This is a genomic window from Clostridium hominis (assembly GCF_014287825.1).
Lineage (GTDB): Bacteria > Bacillota > Clostridia > Clostridiales > Clostridiaceae > Clostridium > Clostridium hominis.
In genome coordinates this window covers 1-20,271 of the sequence record NZ_JACOOO010000016.1, presented here as the reverse complement: position 1 = coordinate 20,271, position 20,271 = coordinate 1, and the positions used below count along the sequence as shown (strand labels likewise).

Below are 20,271 nucleotides of genomic sequence, written 5' to 3'. Positions count from 1 at the left end.
TCCACCTTAATTTAGAATTGAAAATTTATAATTTAGAATTAAATATTTCTGTAAGGAATCTAAAAAAATCACTAATAATCATCGTTATTGCACTGTAGAATATAGTTAAAATAATCATATAAATGCAATAAATTATAGGACATAACATAAAAAAAGATAGTATTTTTCTATTGTTACCTATAAAATATGTAAATCTGATCCAAACCTTATCTAAAAACCATGCCTTATTTTCTATAATAAGTTCTTTTACTGTATCTATGTCTAAAGGCGTATTAACATTTTCACTTGAATTTATTATAAACGGAAGTTGATTTTCTTCAATTAATTTAAAAGTATCAATATTAATAGTATTTTCTATATCACTTTCTGGAGATAATATTAATGTAGTTAAAGGTACATCTTCTTCAATAATATCATCCAGTAGATTTTTAATGTTTTCAGTTTCATTGTATATATCATAAATAAGACTATTAGCAGCTTCTTTAGAGTAATTAGTATCTAAAAAATATGATAATGGTATTATGTTGTATAGCCCGTTTGGGGTAATAGCTAAGTGGTATATATTAAGGGACCTTTCGTCATTTTCTAAAGAGATATTATTTAATACTACATTACTAGTTGGAAGAGCTTTAAGTATATCTTTTATATTAGCGTTAATTTTAATTTCATTAACAAACCTTTTTATATTGTTATAAATATTATTATAAATTCCTTTATATAAAGCAACATTATGTACTAAGTATATAAAGTACATAGTAGAAAGTATTGAAAAGTTAAGATGAAATAGTAATCCCAATATAAATAATATAGTAGGCACTCTTAGAAATTTATTTATAAATAAAAATCGTATAATTTTAAAAAGTAAAATGAAAATTTTATACATAAGCAATAAAGTATAATACGAAGATTTTAGTATAAATAAGATAGTAAAGCCTATAGATTTAAATAAGAAAAACAATTTAATACCTCCAAGATAAATAAGAAAACCCATCCATAGTAGTATTATTTACCAAAAGGTAAGAATTTATTAAATGACATATAATATAAAAGTTATAAGAAAAATTAATAAAACTTATTGACTCTATAGTTACAATAGAGTTTATAATGTGGAAGGAAAATTTAAAAATAAGGGTGGTAATTATGACTAAGGAGTTTTTAAAATATGCTATTCCATCAGCATTAGCAATGTTTACTTCAGCATTATATACAGTTATTGATGGAATATTTGTAGGACAAGGTGTTGGATCATTAGCTTTAGCAGCTGTTAATATAGTATTACCTTTTACTGTTATGTTATTTGGTATTGCTAATATGTTTGCTATTGGGGGAGGAGCTTTAGTATCAAAAAATATTGGAGCTAAAAAAGTAGATAAGGCTGTAAATATTTTTAGACAAGTATTTAAATTCTTATTTATAATAAGTATAGGAATTAGTTTGATATGTATTATATTTACTAATCAAATTGTAACTGTTTTAGGAGCTACAGAAAATATAAAACCTTTATCTGTTGAGTACTTAAGATTTTATGCGCTTTTCTGTATTCCAAACTTAGTTGGAATAGTTTTAAATAGTTTTGTTAGAAATGATGGAAGACCTAAGCTTGCTATGATTTCTACTATAAGTGGAGCTATTACAAATGTTATATTAGATTATGTGTTTATATTCCCATTAGGAATGGGCATAAAGGGAGCTGCAATAGCTACAGGACTTGGACAAATAGTTACTGTTGCAATCTTATTACCACATTTCTTAATGAAAAAGGGATATTTAAGTTTTGGAAAAGTTAAGATAGAAAAAGAAAGAATAAAAGAATTCTGTGTGATAGGATTCCCATCGTTTTTTGCACAAGCTAGTTATTCAGTAATAGTTTTATTGCATAACATAGCTATTGTTAAAATAGTTGGAGAAGTTGGTATATCCGCGTATAGTATAATGAATTACCTAACAACTAATGTTTATATGGTACTTTACGGTGTAACTTTAGGAGTACAACCTCTTATAAGTTATAATTATGGTAGAAGAAATTCAGAAAAAATGTTAGGATTTTATAAGATAACTTGTAGATCAATAATTTTAATAACTGCGATATTTACAGCAGTAGTATATCTATTTGGACCTAACTTAATTAATATATTCACTAATGATAGTAATTTAGCTAATATGGCATTTACAGCTATAAAAATAAATATATTTAGTTATTTTGCAGTGGGGTTAAATTTAAATACTTTAGTATACTATCAAGCAATAGAGAAACCTAAGTATTCGAATATTGTATGTATTTTAAGATCAGTAGTATACTTACCAATAAGTATCTTTGTTTTATCAAAGATATTTGGGGTAAATGGAATATGGGCAGCAGCAATAGTAGCTGAAACTGCAACTTATATAACTATGAGATTTAAAACAAATGTTGAAGAGTCAACAGCTGAAATGTTAGCAGCTTAAATATAAAAATTATGATAAAATACTAAATTAATGACAAATGGTAGGTTAATGAATTTTGAACTTGCTATTTGTCATTTACCATTAAATAAAGTTTTATAGGGAGGGAAGTCTATGGAATCAAGGTTCTCAATAGGAGATATAGCAAAAATTCATAATGTTTCAGTACAAACATTAAGACATTATGACAAGATTGGATTGTTAACACCTTCTTATATAAATAAAGAAACAGGATATAGATATTACTCATCAAAAGATTTTGTAATAATCGATCTTATAAAGCAGTGTAAATCTATGGGATTATCTTTAGATGAGATTAAAGAGATTATTCACAATTATACGTCATTAGAGTCTATTTTAGATATAATGAAGAAACAAAAAGATATAATAGATAAAAAGATAAGCGAATTAAATACTATTAAGAATAATATATCTTTCTTAGAAAAAAGAATAAATGACTCTTTAGAAGAAGGAATAGATAGAATATTTATAAAAGAATATCCTAAAAGAGAATTTATAAAATATGATAATACAAATAGATTTACTGTAGAGTTTGAGATAAACTTAAGTAAAGCACTAGCTGATGCAGAAAGAAAATATAATAATTTTAATAAAGAATTAGCTTTTGTAACGTCTTTTGAGGATTTAGAAAACGATGATAAAACTATATATAAAGCTATGATGTTAAGTTTTACTGATATGCTAAATGTGAATGATAAAGAAAAATATATAATTCCAGAGGGAAAATATATTACAATAAATTTTGATGATGATTATAAAGATACTAGAAAGTATTATGCTAGAATTATGAATTATATAAGAGAAAATAATCTTAAAATAAAAGGAGATTTCTACGAAATATATGCTATGACCCGTGTAGGGAATGATGGTAAAGAGAAATCTTTAGGAAAACTACAAATAGCAGTTCTTTAATTAATGATTGAAATATGTTGTTCGCTAAAGCTCACAATAGAAATGGTACCTAAAGCTAAGCAAAATATTTCTCTGTGGCTTTAGCTAAATATTTCTCTTCAGTTTACTGAAAATTTCTTTTGCCAAAGGCAACATTTCTCTTTGTAAGCGTAGCGAACAACTTATTTAAGTAATTCTATAACTTGTACTAAATCATCTGCTTTTTTATAAATCATTCCTAATAGTTCTTCGTCTGGAGTTAGTAAGTCTGGCACCATAATAGGATTCATTCCGGCATTTTTAGCAGCGTAAACTCCAAATCTTGAATCTTCCAGGACAATACAATTTTCAGGTTTTACATCAAGTTTTTCAGCTACTTTTAGGAAAATTTCAGGATCAGGCTTTGATTTAGTTACTTCATCTCCACAGATTATATAATCAAATTCATTAACTACATCACCTAAAGTTAATAGTTTAAGCGCTCTTTCTCTAGATGTAGATGTAGCTACAGCTCTTTTTATATTATTAGATTTTAGATAAGAAAGTAATTCTTTTAATCCTTTTTTCACACCCAAGCCATTCATATCTATAAGTTTATCAGCCATAATATTTCTTTCTGAAATAAGGTCTTTATAAGGACTATCCTCTCCAAATTTATTAATTAAAAGATTAGTGATATAGGTACTGTTAGTGCCTAGAAACTGTGAGAAAAGTTCATCGTCTACTGGAATATTAACTTTTTTACCAGCGATTTTCCAAGCTTCTCTAGAAACTGTTTCTGTATCAAACATTAATCCATCCATATCAAAGATAACTAATTTTGTATTCATAATTTTTACGTCCATCCCTTCAACTGTAATATAGTACTATATTATATTATAAATTTTAAAAGTTAAACAATATATTAATAATTTTCTAAATTTGAAAATCTATATTTTAGTAAAATCAAAAGTATTTTTTATTGACTAAATATTATTTATGATAGATAATATTTATAAGATTTACAGAAAATCCAAATTAGAATATAAGTAAAGATTATGATAAGGAATAGTATTTAAAGATATTATTTTTAGAGAGCTAAGGTTTGGTGTAACTTAGTAATAATACTTTTAAGAAGCAGCCTTTGAATCGCATACTGAGAACTAAGATTAATCTTAAAATAGGTATAGCCGTATATCCTAACGTTAAAAGGAATAGAACTTATTAAATCTAAGTTCTTACTGAGTGAGTAAAGAAATTTACTTATTAGGGTGGTACCGCGGAATTTTTAGCTTCGTCCCTTTTTATAGGGATGGGGCTTTTTTTATTTACAATTGAAAATGCTGAATTAATGATTAATTTATAATTATGAATTCTTAATTGATAAAAGTTTGGAGGGTTATTTATGGATGAAATTTTAGAAATTTTAGAGCAAAACAGTAGATATACTGATGAAGAGATTGCTGTAATGTCAGGTAGGACTGTTGAAGAAGTAAGAGAAGCAATAAGAGATTATGAGGAAAAGAGTATAATTGCAGGATATACAACACTTATTAATTGGGAGAATACAGGTAAAGAAACTGTAACAGCATTAATTGAAGTTAAGATTACTCCACAAAGAGGAGTAGGATTTGATAAAGTTGCAGAAAGAATATATAAATTTCCACAAGTTAAGGCTTGTTATTTAATGTCTTCTGGTGGATTTGATTTAACTGTAATAATAGAAGGAAAGACAATGAAAGAAGTTGCTATGTTTGTATCTGACAAGCTTGCAGTTCAAGAGTTTGTTAATGGAACAGCAACTCACTTTGTTTTAAAGAAGTATAAAGATCATGGAACTATATTTAAAGAAAAGAAAGTAGATACTAGGGAGGCTATATTTATATGATGTTAGAAAATATGATAAGAGATGATGTTAGAAACATGCCTCCATCTGGGATTAGAAAGTATTTTGATCTAATAAATGAGATGGATGATGTAATATCTTTAGGTGTTGGGGAACCAGACTTTGTTACTCCATGGAATGTTAGAGAAGCAGGGATATATTCATTAGAAATGGGAGAAACTCATTACTCAGCAAATGCTGGATTTATTGAATTAAGGGAAGAAATATCTAAGTATTTAGATAGAAAGTATAATTTGAAATATAATCCTAAAGATGAAATATTAGTTACTGTTGGAGGAAGTGAGGGGATAGATCTTGCTTTAAGAGCTTTAGTGGGGCCAGGAGATGAAGTAATTATTCCAGAGCCAAGCTTTGTAGCTTATAAAGGATGTACTGCTTTTACTGGAGCAACAGCAAAAGTTATTAACTTAAGAGATGAAGATGACTTTAAACTTACTCCAAAGCAATTAGAAGATGCTATAACTGAAAAAACTAAAGTTGTTATAATTCCATTTCCTAATAATCCTACAGGAGCAATTATGACTAAAGAAGAGTTAGCAGGAATAGTTGAAGTTTTAAAAGATAAGAATATAATAATACTTTCTGATGAAATATATTCAGAATTATCATATGACAAGCCACATGTATCTATTGCAAGCTTCCCAGAGGTTAAGGAAAAAACTATAGTTATAAATGGATTTTCTAAAGCCTATGCAATGACTGGATGGAGATTAGGATATGCATGCGCTCATCCTATTATATTAGATGCGATGAAGAAGATACATCAATACGGAATAATGTGCTCACCAACAACTGCACAATTTGCAGCTATTGAAGCATTAAAGAATGGTGATGATGATGTGAGATATATGGCAAAGGAATATAACAGAAGAAGAAGAGTTATGGTTGATGGTTTTAGAAAGATGGGCTTAGAGTGTTTTGAGCCAATGGGAGCTCTTTATTTATTCCCTTGTATTAAATCTACAGGAATGTCATCAGATGAGTTCTGTGAAAGATTGCTTATGGAAGAAAAGGTACTAGCCGTTCCAGGAAATGCTTTTGGCGACTGTGGAGAAGGCTTTATAAGATGTTGTTATGCATCATCTATGGAGAACATAGTCGAAGCATTAAAGAGAATTGAGAGGTTTATAAGTAAATTTAAGTAAATTTAAATAAATTAATTACTAAGGTGGTTAAATGGGATTAATAGAACGACAGAAGAGTGTTGTAAAATATTTGAGAGATATAAATGAATGGGTTAAAGGTAGTGAACTTGCTAAAATATTAGGTGTAACTGATAGAACAATAAGAAATGATATTATAGCTATAAATAAGCTTTATGAAAAAGATATTATTATATCAATTAAAGGAAAAGGTTATAGATATAATGATTTTGATAAGGAGAGCAATACAGATTATATTACTGATGTTGGAGTATTAACTACAATAGAAAGATGGGTTTATATTGTAAAGAAATTAATAGTTTTTAAAGATGGGATAAATCTGTTTGATTTATCAGAAGAATTATTTATATCTGAATCTACTTTACAAAATGATATTATAAAAATAAAAAGAGTTTTTTCAAGGATAGGAATAGCTTATGTCACTATAGTAAAAAATGGCGATTTAATAAGTTTAAATTGTGAATTATCAGAAAGATATATACTTTTATATGAGTTTGCAAAATATAAGTTTGTAAATTTACAACTAAATGATATGCAAAAATATTTTAAAGATATAGATTTAAAATATTTATATAATTCCATAGCTTGTATATTGAAAGATGGAAAGTATAATTCAAGATATTTATTACTTACTAAGGTTACTATATTTGTAGCTTTGGTTGTTGAATGTAGGGATGAGATTAATTGTAGTTTTAAAGTTGAAGATATTGAAGAAAAAAATATAAATATTGCTAGGAATATATCAGAGCTTATAGAGCAAGAATTTTTAATAAAAGTAAATGAAGAGTGTATGTTAAATATAGCATATTATTTAAATATACTTCGCACTATGCATGTTATTGAAGATTATATACGAAATTATATGAGTGATGACGAGTATAATTTATATAGAAATAAAATTCTAAAAGTTTCTAAAAGGCTCAATATTAACTTAGATAAAGATAATGATTTGTTTAATGATATGGTACTGCATATTATTGTTGCAGTTAAAAGAATAAAGCTAGGAATTAAGATATATAACCCTCTTAGAGAAAATTTAAAAAATAAATATCCGTTGTTATTTGGATTTGCTAATAAGCTAGTAGCAGATATATGTAGAAATGAATCTATTAAATTTGATTTTAATGAATTATCATATATTGTGGCATATTTATCAACTATAGTTTATGAAGAACTAGAAAATTTAAAAAATATTAGAGATATAAATGTATTGTTAATTGTTTCAGATGGAAGGTCTAATTTGAATTATATCTATAATGAAATAAAGAAGAACCTAGGATACGATGGTGTTAAATTTAAAAAAATCTGCTATTTAACGGAAATAGAAAAGAAAGATATAGAAAGTAAATTTGATATTATAATTACTACATCGAAAGAAGATGTTAAATTCACTATAGATGATTATATGGAAATAAGGAAGACTTTCGATATAGTTGAAAGAAATAGAGTAATAGCTGAAATAAATAAGATAAGATCAAGATTAATTGAAGAAAAGATTAAAAGCTTATTTGACTACTATTTTAGCGATGAAATATTTTATAGTATTGAACATGTAACTTCTCAAGAGAAAATAATTAAAGAGATATCAAATATATTTAAAGTTGATACTTCTAAAAGAAAACCTATGATAATATCGTTAAAAAATGGAATAGGGTTGTTTTATAAGTTGGATGATAATGTAGAAAGTGATAAAATGGCTGTAATTAAGCTTGAAAACTCTATAACATGGGTTGATGATAAGGTAAAAACTATAGTTGCTATTCTTGATAAGTCACATAATATAAATGAAATAAATGTAATTATTACATATATATTAGAATTAGCAGAAAAAGCTGATTTCAATGAGAATCTTAGAAACTGTGAAAATATGTGTGATTTAAAAAGATTATTAATTGAACTATATTTAAAAGATGTTCTGAATTAAATCAGAGCATCTTTTTATTTCTATAATTTGCCATATATATAAATTTTCCTAAGTGATATAGGAAAAATAAAGTTACAATTTATGATTGTAAAGGTTTAGAATTAAGACATGCTCAGAAATTAATTACAGGGAGGAATAATAATGAATAAATTTGTAGATTTTATGGATAGGAAGGTTATGCCAACCGCAAACAAGATAGGTCAAAATATTTATATTAGAGCAATATCGGCAGGTATGATAAGTTTAGTAGGTATAATCATAGTAGCATCATTAGCTTCATTAGTACAAAACTTACAAATAGAAGCATATCAAAACTTTATTAATAATACTCAAGCAGGACAGGTTATATGGAATATTTGTCAAAATATTTGGTGGGGATGCCTTGCTATGTACGGGTTGCTTGTATGTGGAACAATTGGCCAAGCGTTATGGGGGTTATTTGGTCATAGAGGATTAGAAGGTATTGGAGTATCTTTAGCATCATACATAATTCTTATTCCATGGATGGCAAATGTACCAGCTGGAGAAAATACTATACCAGCATTTGGATTTATTAAGTATACAAACTTTAGTGCAGATTCTTTATTCTCATGTATTATAGTAGCAATTGTATCAGTATCAATTTTACATGGATTTAGTAAATTAAAGGCGTTAAAAATCAAAATGCCAGATGTTGTACCACCAGCAGTAAGTGACTCTTTCTCAAAATTATTCCCTGTTATTTTAACAGTTATAATTTTTTCTTCAGTAGCTTATATAATAAGCAATATGTTTGGGGGACAATCATTTAATGAGTTAATAAATAAGTTTATATCTGCTCCATTACAAGGATTAACAGGAAATTTAGCAACAGCTGTATTAGTACCATTTATTATAGCATTCCTTTGGTTCTTCGGAATACATGGAAATAATATAGTTGGACCTATTATAGGCGCTGTATTAGTTCAACCAGGTATGCAAAATATAGAATTATATGCTCAAGGAGTAACAGATTGGTCACAATATAATGTATTAACTAATCAGTTCTTATATTCATTTGTTTATATGGGTGGATCAGCTTGTACGATAGCACTTTTAATTGCAATGTTTATAACTAATAGAAGAAGACATAAGGTATTATTATCTTTAGCTGGACCTACTGGAATATTTAATATAAATGAACCTTTAATATTTGGATTCCCAATAGTATTAAATCCAATGTTATTTATACCATTTGTATTTGGACCAGCAATAATAAGTTGTATTTCATATTTGGCAATAGATTTTGGATTAGTTCACCCAGTTGTAGCAAATGTACCATGGACAACTCCACCTATAATAAATGGATTCTTAGCAACAGGAATGCATTGGACAGGTGCAGCATTATCAATAGTAAATATTATAATAGTTGTCTTAATGTATATTCCATTCCTTAAGTTAATAGAAAGACAAGAAGAAAAGGAATTGTTAGCAACTCAAAAAGCAGGAGTAAATTAAGTTTTAAAATAAATATATAGTACAAAAATTAAGAAGTGGGAATTTCCTACTTCTTAATAACTTTAAGGAGGAAAATAAATGTTAGGAATTAGTATTTATCCATTAGTTAGTTCAGTAGAAGACAATATGAAATATATAGAAAAAGCAGTAGCGCTGGGATATAAGAGATTATTTACTTCAATGTTAGAATTAGATGATAATAAGGAAAAAGCTCTAGAACAAGTAAACAATTATAGGTTATTACTTAATAGAGCAAAGGAACTTGGGATGAAAGTCTTCATAGATATAAATCCAGAAGTTTTAAAGAAAATAGAAGTTAATCCTATGAATTATGACTTCTTTGTAGAGTTAGGTGCTACCGGTTTAAGACTAGATTCTGTATTTAATGGATTTTATGAGAGTTTCATGACATTTAATAAGCAAGGATTAGAGATTGAAGTTAATGGATCTTTTGATACAGGATATATAAATAGCATAGTTGATTTAAAATGTAGAAAAGATAAATTAGTTACTTGTCATAATTTTTATCCAGAGGAATTTACAGGACTATCTAAGGAGTGCTTTATATCAAATCATGAAAGACATAAAGAATTAGGTTTAAATACTGCAGCTTTTGTAACTTCAATTGAAGGTGGAAAACTAGGGCCATGGCCAATAAATGATGGGTTATGCACAATAGAATCACATAGATACTTACCGATAGAAGTACAAGCACAAGAACTTTATGCTTTAGGTGTAGATGATGTAATAATAGGAAATGCCTTTGCTAGTGATGAAGAGTTAGAGAGACTAGCAAACCTTGATAGAGATGTAATTACATTAAGAGTTAATTTTAATGAGGAATTAGATGAAATAGAAAAGAGTTTTATAGGGAAAATACTTCAAAATAGATGGGATTATAGTGATTACGTTATAAGAAACTTTAATAGTAGAAAAGAGTTGAAAGATAAAGATATAGAAAGTAAAACTAGTGAAAAGTTTAAAGTTAATAACGGAGCTATTTTACTTAATAATGATAATTATAAATTATATAAAGGTGAATTACTAATAGCTTTAAAAGAGTTAGAAGTAGACAACAGAAGAAATTATATTGGAACAGTAGCTGATGAGTATAAAGTTTTATTACAATATATAGTTGGTGGAAATAGATTTAAGTTAGAAATTAATTAATAACTTAGGAGGAAAGTTTTTATGTGTGCAGGGAATGTATTTAAAGAGGGGTTTCTTTGGGGGGGAGCACTTTCTGCTAATCAATGTGAGGGAGCTTATTTAAAGGATGGAAAAGGTTTATCAGTAGCTGATGTTCTACCAGGTGGTATGATTAGTGAAGTAATAAATCCTCCTAATGGAAAGTTTCCATCTCATGAAGCTATAGATTTTTATCATAGATATAAAGAGGATATAAAGTTATTTGCTGAAATGGGATTTAAGTGTTTAAGAATGTCCATAGCGTGGACTAGGATATTCCCAAATGGTGATGATGAATTTCCAAATGAAGAGGGACTAAGATTCTATGATGATGTATTTAATGAACTATTAAAATATAATATAGAACCTGTAGTAACTTTATCTCACTATGAGATGCCTTTAAATCTAGTTGATAAATATGGTGGATGGAAAAATAGAAAGCTAATAGGATTTTTTGAAAAGTATGCAAAAGTAGTTTTTGAAAGATATAAGGAGAAGGTTAAATATTGGCTTACATTTAACGAAATGAATACTATTCTTCATATGACATTTATTGGCGGGGGAATAACGTTTAAGGATGAAGATAATAGAAGAGAAATAATATATCAATCAATACACAATCAATTTGTAGCGAATGCTAAGGTAACTAAACTTTGCCATGAAATAAATAAAGATTCGCTAATTGGATGTATGATTAATTATGGATGTATATATCCTATGGCTTGTAGACCACTAGATTCAATGGAAGCATTAGAGATGGATAGAAAAACTTTATTCTTTACAGACGTGCTAGTAAGAGGATATTATCCTTCTTATATAAAAAGATTCTTTAAAGAAAATAATATTAATATAAAATTAGAAGAAGATGACTTATCTTTAATAAAAGAAAACACTGTAGATTATATAGGTATAAGTTATTATATGAGTAGAGTGGCTAGTTCTAATAAAGAAGATAAAGAAATGGCTAATGGGAATATATTTAAAATGTTAAAGAATCCATATTTAGAAGCCTCTGAGTGGGGATGGCAAATAGATCCTGTGGGATTAAGATATTCTCTTAACACTTTATATGATCGTTATCAAAAACCGATATTTATAGTGGAAAATGGGCTAGGGGCTATAGATACTATAAACGAAGAAGGAGAAATAAATGATGATTATAGAATAGGATACTTAAGGGAGCATATAAGTGCTCTTAAGGAAGCTATATCAGATGGAGTTGATGTAATTGGATATACTTCTTGGGGACCTATAGATATAGTAAGTGCATCAACAGGAGAGTTAAAAAAGAGATATGGATTTATATATGTAGATAAAGATGATGATGGGAATGGAACGTTAGAGAGAAGAAAAAAGAAAAGTTTCTATTGGTATAAGAAAGTCATAGAATCAAATGGAGAAATATTAATATAAGTTAAAAGAGCATGCCTTTAAGGTATGCTTTTTTTCTTTAAAAATCTTTAGAATTTCTTTAGAAATTTATAGCGGTCTTCTTAATTTTTCAAAAGTATTATAGATTCATAGAGATTAAGAGAAACTTATTTAATTAGGTGTTAAACAGTAATAGCAATATAAATTTATGTAAAGAAAGGAGTAGAAAGTTAAATAAGAAATACATTTTGTTTAAATGATTTGGCTATGTTATTGTATATATAGAATAATTTAGTAAGTTAAATAAAAAGTAACATTTCTTAAATGAAAAATGTAAAATAAATTTTAATTTACTAAATGAGAAATATATACTTAATTAAAGGGAGAGAGATTGAAGTGAATTTATATAATATTTTAGTAGTTGAAGATGAAAATGATATTGCTATTGCAATAGAAGCTTACTTAACAAATCAAGGATATAAAGTTTTTATAGCCAATAATGGTATAGAGGGATTAGAAATTTTAGAAAAAGAAACTGTGCATCTTGCGATAGTAGATGTTATGATGCCTAGAATGGATGGAATTACCTTTGTTATGAAGCTAAGAGAAAATAATGATTTTCCTGTGATAATGTTATCTGCAAAATCAGAAGAAGTGGATAAGATAATGGGGTTAAACATAGGTGCAGATGATTATGTAACTAAGCCATTTAGACCATTAGAGCTTTTAGCAAGAGTAAATTCACAATTAAGAAGGTATTCAAGATTTTTAAATATGGTTAAAGAACCGGAGATAAATGAGAAAATATATGAAGTTGGTGGATTAGAGTTAAACATAGACACTAAAGAGGTTAAAATTGATGAGAAGCAAGTTAGACTTACACCAATAGAATTTAAGATATTGGCATTGCTTATTAAGAATCCAGGTAGAGTATTTTCGGCAGAGGAGATATACGAAAAGGTGTGGAATGAACAAGCAATAAATACAGATACAATAATGGTCCATGTAAGAAAAATAAGAGAAAAAATTGAGATTAATCCGAAAAATCCAAAATATTTGAAGGTGGTGTGGGGAGTTGGATATAAAATTGAAAAACAATAATAGTAAAGAAAGTAAAGGGATAGTTGCTACTTTAGTAGCATTATTAATAATAGCAATAGCATCTATAGCTATGTGCAAATCATATCCTATTATAGATAAGAGTGCAAAAAATGTGAAAGATAATTATTTTGATAACTATAGATTTGCAGATATGCTTGCAGAAGCAAGCTATGTAAAATATTTTAATGCATTATCAGAAAAAGCAGGTAGTACTCTTAATCCATCAGAGGTTTTGATAAATAATAATAATAATAATAATAATAATAATAATATATATAGTAATGAAGAGAATTATGATAACTCTTATGTAGATAGCTTTAATTCAGAATTTAGTAATTGGAGTAGAAACATAAGTCAAGATTATAGAAACTTAATATATTATGCATATGATAAAGAAAATAATATAAGTGACACTAATATAAGTGAAGGTATATCTATTAAAGATAAGAATATAGATTTATCGGCATTAGATAAGGAACAGTTTCAATTTTATGTACTTTTAAACTTTGACGAAAATGGAGTAGTATCTATTTCGGATATTAAGGGCGCAGATAAACAAAATTTTGAATATAACTTAAAAGATAATTTAAGCGACTTAGATGGCTATTATGAAATTACAATGAAGCCTATTAAAAATATGTCGTTTTTATATGCAGTACCTAAAACTTTAGTTTTTGATGATGTAATATCTTGGGGTATAAGAAATTCAAATTTAGCAGGATATGAAATAGCTGGAGCTACAGCTGTAATGATAATTTTAAGTTGTATAACAGTAGTAGCATTAGCATTTCCTATTAATAAAGCTAAGAGTATGGTTTTATTTAATAGTTTATCAAAAATACCATTTGAAATTTGGATAGGAATTTGTACATTTGCTACAATGCTTTTAGTTGTATCTCCTAGATATATGGTAAAACCAACTTTAGAAGGTAATTTAGAATATTTATTTGGATTCTTAGTAAATGGATTTACAATTCCTAAGGATATAATATGGTTCCTTAATTTTATGAATTGGTTTGTATGTTTTGGAATAGTATTTTTTGCAGTATTAGTTATTAAATATATATTTAATATTGGGGTAAAAGAGTACTTTAAGAGAAGAACAATAATTGGTTGGATTATAACTAAAATTGTTAGAATTGTTAGAAGAACTTTAGATGCAGTGACAGGTGTAGATTTAAGTAAAAAAAATAATAAATTATTATTAAAGTTAGTTATAATAAATGCTTTAATATTATTATTGATAACATCAATATGGTTCTTTGGAATACCTGTAGTAATTATTTATTCTTGTATACTATTCTTTATAGCAGAAAAATATGTTGAAAAGATAAGTGCAAAGTACAGCATACTAAAAAAGGCTACAAATAAGATTGCGGAAGGGAAACTTGATGTAGTGATAGAGGAGGATTTAGGATTATTTGAACCTTTTAAAGATGATTTAGAAAAGATTCAAAGTGGGTTCAAGAAGGCTGTAGATGAAGAGGTTAAAAGTCAGAAAATGAAGACTGATCTTATATCCAATGTATCACATGACTTAAAGACTCCTTTAACGGCTATAATAACTTATGCAGATTTATTAAAGGATGAAAATTTATCAGAAGAAAAGCGTAAACAGTATGTTGATACATTAGATAGAAAGGCTCAAAGATTACAAGTTCTAATTGAGGATTTATTTGAAATGAGCAAAGCAAGTAGTGGAAATATAACTTTAAATATAGAAGATATTGATGTAGTATCTCTAATGAAGCAAACTATTCTTGAATTAGAGGATAAAATTCAAGAATCTGAATTAACAGTAAGAACTAATTTCCCTGGAAATAAAATTATATTATCTCTTGATAGTCAACGTACATTTAGAGTATTTGAAAATTTAGTTATAAATATGACTAAATATGCGATGAAAGGCACAAGAGCATATATTGATATAATTGAAACTGAAAAAGATGTGGAAATTATTATGAAAAACATGGCAGCGGAAGAAATTAACTTTAATGTTGATACTATTGCAGAAAGATTTGTTCGTGGAGATGAATCAAGAAATACAGAAGGATCTGGCTTAGGTCTTGCAATTGCAAAGAGCTTCGTAGAGTTACAAGGTGGTAGATTTAATATAAGTGTAGATGGAGATTTGTTTAAAGTAACTATAAAATTTAATAAGATAAGTGAATAAAAAGGAAATGAGTGTATATAGATTTATCTAGATACACTCATTTTATATGCTAAAGTATAAATTTAATTTTAAAGTTATGTATTATAATAGTTTGATTAAATGTAAAAAATTAAATTATAATAATTTGAATGATAGGTAACGTTAACATGAAGTGTATTGCGGGTAAAATAGCCTAAAATAGGCACAAAACTAAATTGTAAAAAAATAACAGAAGGGTTAAAATGAGATGTAAGATAATTTTATGAGAGGATAAAGAATGAGTTATTTTTATTATATTGCATTAGTATTGATATTTGGATTATTAATGGGAAAGGTTATTTCATATTTGAAGTTACCTAAAGTTACTGGATACCTAATAGCTGGAGTTTTAATAGGTCCTTTTGGATTAAGATTAATATCAAATGATGCAATAAAAGGATTAACAATTATATCAGAAGCAGCATTAGGCTTTATAGCATATAACATTGGAAGCTCATTGAACTATAAAAAACTAAAGAGCATTGGAAAGGGGATAATAGTTATCTCTTTATTTGAAGCATTAATGGCTTCAGTAGTAGTTATATTAGCTATGAAATTTATTTTTGGACAAAGTTGGGAATTTAGTTTGGCAATAGGAGCTATAGCCTCAGCAACAGCGCCGGCAGCAACTATTATGGTATTAAAACAGTATAATGCTAAGGGACCATTAGTTGATACATTAATGCCAGTTGTAGCTATTGATGATGGGATTGCAGTAATAGCATTTGGAATAGCTATGGCTATAGTAAAAATGATAACAAAAGGAGCAGATAGTGTATCCCTTATTACATTTTTAGAACCGTTTATAGAGATAATTTCATCAGTACTATTAGGTAGTATTACTGGATTTGGATTAGTATATATAAATAAAAGATCAAAAGATAGGGATAACTCTATGAATTTTGTTATTGCAGCAATATTTTTAGTAATAGGATTGGCAAAATTTTTAAATATATCAAATCTTTTAGCTTGTATGGCATTAGGAGCTGCTGTAAGTAATATTGTATTGAGTAAGTCAAAATTGATTTCGGCTCTTGATAATATTACACCACCAATATTTATGGCGTTTTTTACTATATCTGGATTGGAGCTAGATTTATCTGTTCTGAAAACAGTAGGATTACTTGGTATTGGATATGTAGTATTTAGAGTAATTGGCAAAGTAATAGGGGCATCTCTTGGGGCTCAAATTGCAAATAGTGAGACTGTAGTTAAAAAGTACTTAGGTTTAACCCTAGTACCACAAGCTGGAGTTGCAATAGGACTTACTATGATAGTTGGAGAGGCGTTACCGGTATATGGAGCATCTATAAGAGCTATAATATTAGCATCTACAGTTATATATGAACTTATAGGGCCAGTATGTACCAAGATAGCTATAACTAAGGCTGGAGAAGTATACAAAGAGAAAAAATTGATAGTTAACAAGTAATATGTAGATGAATGCAAAATTATTATAAATATAGAGATGTTATCGTTATAATAAGTAAATTTAGCTATAAGTTACTGTAAATATGGTATTTGCAAGTTTGAAAAATAAATCTTGCAAGTATATAATTAAAGGTGCGCATAAATTTAGGAGGGATAAGATGGAATTGCTTGTAACTATTTTAGAAGAAAATGAAAATATCGAGGACATAATGTTAGAGTTTACTAAGCTTGGGATTAAAGGCTCTACAATAATTGATTCTCAAGGGATGGCAAATATTTTAAGTGAATGTGAAGAATTTAATTTATTTAGTTCTTTAAAGCTGTTAATGAATGATGGACGAGCTCAAAAGAAAACAATTTTAACAGTTTTAAAGAGCGATATGGTGGATTCAGCTATAAAAGCTATCAAATCTGTAGTAAAAGATTTAGATGCACCAGGTGGTGGAATTATATTTACAGTTCCTGTGGGAAGAGTTGAGGGAATACCTTTATAATTGCAGTAATTTATTGAGAGGATTATGTAATAATAAAGGAGGATGAAAAAATGAGTTGGTTTTATTACCTAGCAGTAATATTAATTTTTGGATTATTAATGGGAAAGGTAGTATCTTATTTGAAGCTACCAAGAGTTACAGGATATTTAATAGCTGGGGTATTGATAGGGCCTTTTGTTTTAAAGCTAGTACCACATGAAGCTATAGAAAGCTTAACTATAATTTCTGAAGCAGCATTAGGTTTTATAGCTTATAACATTGGTAGTTCATTAAATTATAATAAATTAAAGAATATAGGTAAAGGTGTAATTATAATTGCGCTATTTGAAGCATTAATGGCAACTTTTATAGTAACACTTGCAATGAAGTTTATATTTGCACAAACTTGGGAATTTAGTTTAGCGATTGGAGCTATAGCGTCAGCTACTGCACCAGCAGCAACTATTATGGTGTTAAAACAATATAGAGCTAAGGGACCATTAGTAGATACTTTAATTCCTGTAGTTGCTATAGATGATGCTATTGCAGTTATAGCATTTGGAATATCAATTGCTGTTGCGCAAATTATTTCTAATGGATCAGATGGTGTTTCAATAATGGCATTTTTAGAACCATTTATAGAAATATTCTTCTCAGTAGTATTGGGATGTGCAGTAGGATTTGCACTAACTTATTTAAATAAGTTGTCTAAGCAAAAAGAAAATGCTATGAATCTTGTAATAGCAGCAATATTTTTAGTAATAGGTTTAGCAGATTTACTAAATCTTTCAAATCTATTAGCATGTATGGCATTAGGTGCTACTGTAAGTAATTTAGTATTAAGTAAATCTAAATTGTTATCTGCAATTGATAATATTACTTCACCAATATTTATAATGTTCTTCACTATATCAGGTTTAGAACTTGACTTATCAGTGCTATTAACTGTAGGTGTAATAGGTATAGGATATGTTGTATTTAGAGTAATTGGTAAAGTATTAGGGGCTTATATAGGAGCTCAAATTGCTAATAGTGAACCTGTAGTTAAGAAGTATTTAGGATTAACACTTGTTCCACAGGCTGGAGTTGCTATAGGACTTACGATGATAGTACAAGATGCATTACCAAGTTGTGGGGAATCTATAAGAGCAATAATATTAGCTGGTACAGTTATATATGAACTGATAGGACCATTATGCACTAAAATAGCTATCTTCAAGGCTGGAGAAGCTACGGTAGATGCACATCATAAAATTGAAGTAAGTCATTAGAAAAGGTGCGAAAGCACCTTTTTTAATTTGAAATTTAAAATTAAGAATTAAGAATTGAGGAAAAAGTTCCGTAGGGAGTTTTAAATAATATATGTAGAAATAAAAATAACCATCTTTCTTTTTGCAGAAATAACGATATAATATATCGTATAGATTACAAGAAAATTAGAAGTGATAAGGTGTGTTGATATGAACGATTTAAGAAAAGCTATTTTTGATATTGTATCAGAGGATATTGTTAAAGTAGTACTAAGCAATAAGATGAAAAGTGATGTTCAGTATAATAAGATAGTATTTTTATTAAAAGAAAAGAAGGGAAAAGAATATTATCAAATTGAGAAATATACGGATAAACAAGTCTTTCATGAAAATATAGATAAGGATGAATTAGAAGAAAGTCTTTTTGAAAATATAGAAGCTAAATATAAGCAAGTAAATGCTTGGAGTGAAAATTCTACTTTTGATATGAAGATTTCTAAGAAGGGAAAAGTTTTCTTAGGTAAGAAAAGTTCTGATAATAAAAAGGTAGTTAATAAATCACACAATAAAGAAAAAAACTATATACTTAAAGAAGGTATGATAATACAACCACTTATAGATTTAGGCGTGTTTACTAAAGAAGGTAAGGTTGTAAATTCTAAATATGATAAGTATAAGCAAATTAATAGATTTGTAGAAATTATTGATGATGAAATAAAGAAAACAGATCAAAAAGAACTTACTATATTAGATTTCGGATGTGGTAAGTCTTACTTAACATTTGTTTTATATTATTACTTTGTTGAAATTAAAAAGATTAATGTTAAGATGATAGGGTTAGATCTTAAAGAAGATGTAATTAAAAAGTGTAATGATATAGCTAAAAGATATAATTATGAGAATCTTCATTTTGAAATTGGAGATATAAATGGATTTAAATATAATAATAATGTTGATATGGTAATAACATTACATGCTTGTGATACAGCTACAGATTATGCATTATATAATGCAGTTAAATGGAATGCTAAAATGATATTCTCCGTGCCTTGTTGTCAGCATGAGTTTAATGCTCAAATGATGACAGATGACTTATCAATATTAACTAGATATGGAATAGTTCAAGAAAGAGTAGCTGCACTTATGACAGATGCTGTTAGAGCTAATCTTTTAGAAAGCTTAGGATATAAAACTCAGTTACTAGAGTTTATAGATATAGCACATTCTCCAAAGAATATTTTAATAAGAGCATCAAAATCTAATATATCAAGTGAAAAGAAAGAGAAAGCATTATTTGAAGTTAAATCACTTATGAATAAATTTAATTTTAAACCTACATTATACAACCTTTTAAAAAGTGATAAATTTATATAAGTTTAAAATAGTTTAGAGTAGAAGTTATTTTATATAACTTCTATTTTTTATGGATTAAAATAAATTTATAAAGATTGAATATAAATTATT

At 27.6% G+C, this 20,271-nt stretch carries 16 protein-coding genes and 1 other annotated feature; of the genes, 14 read left to right on the top strand and 2 right to left on the bottom strand.

Features of this window, described 5'->3' with window-relative positions; genetic code table 11:
* Positions 1-25: 25 nt before the first annotated feature.
* Entirely contained in the window at positions 26-754 is a 729-nt protein-coding gene (locus H8S20_RS08345; RefSeq protein WP_186859832.1) for a hypothetical protein, read from the bottom strand.
* A gap of 386 nt (positions 755-1,140) precedes the next feature.
* Between H8S20_RS08345 and H8S20_RS08340 the strand changes: the two genes are divergently transcribed.
* Positions 1,141-2,445, top strand: coding sequence for an MATE family efflux transporter (locus H8S20_RS08340; RefSeq protein ID WP_032117705.1), 1,305 nt, complete (start codon positions 1,141-1,143; stop codon positions 2,443-2,445).
* A 111-nt stretch (positions 2,446-2,556) separates the two neighbouring features.
* Positions 2,557-3,375: a MerR family transcriptional regulator gene (locus H8S20_RS08335; protein WP_032117706.1), complete on the top strand. Its 819-nt coding sequence runs from the start codon at positions 2,557-2,559 to the stop codon at positions 3,373-3,375.
* 161 nt (positions 3,376-3,536) lie between these two features.
* On the opposite strand, the gene H8S20_RS08330 is transcribed toward H8S20_RS08335, so the two are convergent.
* The gene (locus H8S20_RS08330; RefSeq protein ID WP_243177579.1) at positions 3,537-4,184 is read right to left on the bottom strand and encodes an HAD family hydrolase; all 648 of its coding nucleotides are present in this window, start codon (positions 4,182-4,184) and stop codon (positions 3,537-3,539) included.
* Between the two features lie 198 nt (positions 4,185-4,382).
* Positions 4,383-4,638: a binding site (T-box leader), on the top strand.
* 100 nt (positions 4,639-4,738) lie between these two features.
* On the opposite strand from H8S20_RS08330, the gene H8S20_RS08325 reads away from it, so the two are divergent.
* The 12 genes from H8S20_RS08325 (at position 4,739) to H8S20_RS08270 (ending at position 20,181) form a co-directional block, all read left to right on the top strand.
* Positions 4,739-5,221 carry an Lrp/AsnC family transcriptional regulator gene (locus H8S20_RS08325; protein ID WP_032117708.1) on the top strand — a complete coding sequence of 161 codons (483 nt, stop codon included), beginning with the start codon at positions 4,739-4,741 and terminating at the stop codon, positions 5,219-5,221.
* Positions 5,218-6,384, top strand: a complete 1,167-nt coding sequence (locus H8S20_RS08320; RefSeq protein ID WP_032117710.1) for an aminotransferase class I/II-fold pyridoxal phosphate-dependent enzyme — start codon at positions 5,218-5,220, stop codon at positions 6,382-6,384. Before H8S20_RS08325 ends, H8S20_RS08320 begins: the two co-directional genes overlap by 4 nt.
* Before the next feature lie 31 nt (positions 6,385-6,415).
* Positions 6,416-8,326, top strand: coding sequence for a BglG family transcription antiterminator (locus tag H8S20_RS08315; protein ID WP_186859831.1), 1,911 nt, complete (start codon positions 6,416-6,418; stop codon positions 8,324-8,326).
* A 141-nt stretch (positions 8,327-8,467) separates the two neighbouring features.
* Entirely contained in the window at positions 8,468-9,802 is a 1,335-nt protein-coding gene (locus H8S20_RS08310; RefSeq protein ID WP_032117712.1) for a PTS sugar transporter subunit IIC, read from the top strand.
* 78 nt (positions 9,803-9,880) lie between these two features.
* Positions 9,881-10,972: a DUF871 domain-containing protein gene (locus tag H8S20_RS08305; RefSeq protein ID WP_186859830.1), complete on the top strand. Its 1,092-nt coding sequence runs from the start codon at positions 9,881-9,883 to the stop codon at positions 10,970-10,972.
* 21 nt (positions 10,973-10,993) lie between these two features.
* Positions 10,994-12,403: a 6-phospho-beta-glucosidase gene (gene ascB, locus H8S20_RS08300; RefSeq protein ID WP_186859829.1), complete on the top strand. Its 1,410-nt coding sequence runs from the start codon at positions 10,994-10,996 to the stop codon at positions 12,401-12,403.
* A 354-nt stretch (positions 12,404-12,757) separates the two neighbouring features.
* Positions 12,758-13,462 (top strand): response regulator transcription factor, encoded by a 705-nt coding sequence (locus tag H8S20_RS08295; RefSeq protein ID WP_186859828.1) that lies wholly within the window; start codon positions 12,758-12,760, stop codon positions 13,460-13,462.
* Complete coding sequence (locus tag H8S20_RS08290; protein WP_186859827.1) at positions 13,437-15,635, top strand: sensor histidine kinase; 2,199 nt, start codon at positions 13,437-13,439, stop codon at positions 15,633-15,635. Before H8S20_RS08295 ends, H8S20_RS08290 begins: the two co-directional genes overlap by 26 nt.
* Before the next feature lie 256 nt (positions 15,636-15,891).
* The gene (locus H8S20_RS08285) at positions 15,892-17,085 is read left to right on the top strand and encodes a cation:proton antiporter (protein WP_186859826.1); all 1,194 of its coding nucleotides are present in this window, start codon (positions 15,892-15,894) and stop codon (positions 17,083-17,085) included.
* Between the two features lie 157 nt (positions 17,086-17,242).
* The gene (locus tag H8S20_RS08280) at positions 17,243-17,578 is read left to right on the top strand and encodes a P-II family nitrogen regulator (RefSeq protein WP_186859825.1); all 336 of its coding nucleotides are present in this window, start codon (positions 17,243-17,245) and stop codon (positions 17,576-17,578) included.
* 50 nt (positions 17,579-17,628) lie between these two features.
* The gene (locus H8S20_RS08275) at positions 17,629-18,828 is read left to right on the top strand and encodes a cation:proton antiporter (RefSeq protein WP_186859824.1); all 1,200 of its coding nucleotides are present in this window, start codon (positions 17,629-17,631) and stop codon (positions 18,826-18,828) included.
* A 189-nt stretch (positions 18,829-19,017) separates the two neighbouring features.
* A complete protein-coding gene (locus tag H8S20_RS08270) occupies positions 19,018-20,181 on the top strand; it encodes a class I SAM-dependent methyltransferase (protein ID WP_186859823.1) in 1,164 nt (387 codons plus the stop codon).
* Positions 20,182-20,271: the final 90 nt, after the last annotated feature.

Excerpts from the sequence above, each read along its gene's own strand:
- H8S20_RS08310 (WP_032117712.1), top strand. The coding sequence starts at position 8,468 with ATGAATAAATTTGTAGATTTTATGGATAGGAAGGTTATGCCAACCGCA.
- H8S20_RS08315 (WP_186859831.1), top strand. The coding sequence starts at position 6,416 with ATGGGATTAATAGAACGACAGAAGAGTGTTGTAAAATATTTGAGAGAT.
- H8S20_RS08345 (WP_186859832.1), bottom strand. The coding sequence starts at position 754 with ATGTACTTTATATACTTAGTACATAATGTTGCTTTATATAAAGGAATT.
- H8S20_RS08320 (WP_032117710.1), top strand. The coding sequence starts at position 5,218 with ATGATGTTAGAAAATATGATAAGAGATGATGTTAGAAACATGCCTCCA.
- H8S20_RS08280 (WP_186859825.1), top strand. The coding sequence starts at position 17,243 with ATGGAATTGCTTGTAACTATTTTAGAAGAAAATGAAAATATCGAGGAC.
- H8S20_RS08335 (WP_032117706.1), top strand. The coding sequence starts at position 2,557 with ATGGAATCAAGGTTCTCAATAGGAGATATAGCAAAAATTCATAATGTT.
- H8S20_RS08305 (WP_186859830.1), top strand. The coding sequence starts at position 9,881 with ATGTTAGGAATTAGTATTTATCCATTAGTTAGTTCAGTAGAAGACAAT.
- H8S20_RS08275 (WP_186859824.1), top strand. The coding sequence starts at position 17,629 with ATGAGTTGGTTTTATTACCTAGCAGTAATATTAATTTTTGGATTATTA.
- H8S20_RS08325 (WP_032117708.1), top strand. The coding sequence starts at position 4,739 with ATGGATGAAATTTTAGAAATTTTAGAGCAAAACAGTAGATATACTGAT.
- H8S20_RS08270 (WP_186859823.1), top strand. The coding sequence starts at position 19,018 with ATGAACGATTTAAGAAAAGCTATTTTTGATATTGTATCAGAGGATATT.
- H8S20_RS08330 (WP_243177579.1), bottom strand. The coding sequence starts at position 4,184 with ATGAATACAAAATTAGTTATCTTTGATATGGATGGATTAATGTTTGAT.
- H8S20_RS08340 (WP_032117705.1), top strand. The coding sequence starts at position 1,141 with ATGACTAAGGAGTTTTTAAAATATGCTATTCCATCAGCATTAGCAATG.
- ascB (WP_186859829.1), top strand. The coding sequence starts at position 10,994 with ATGTGTGCAGGGAATGTATTTAAAGAGGGGTTTCTTTGGGGGGGAGCA.
- H8S20_RS08285 (WP_186859826.1), top strand. The coding sequence starts at position 15,892 with ATGAGTTATTTTTATTATATTGCATTAGTATTGATATTTGGATTATTA.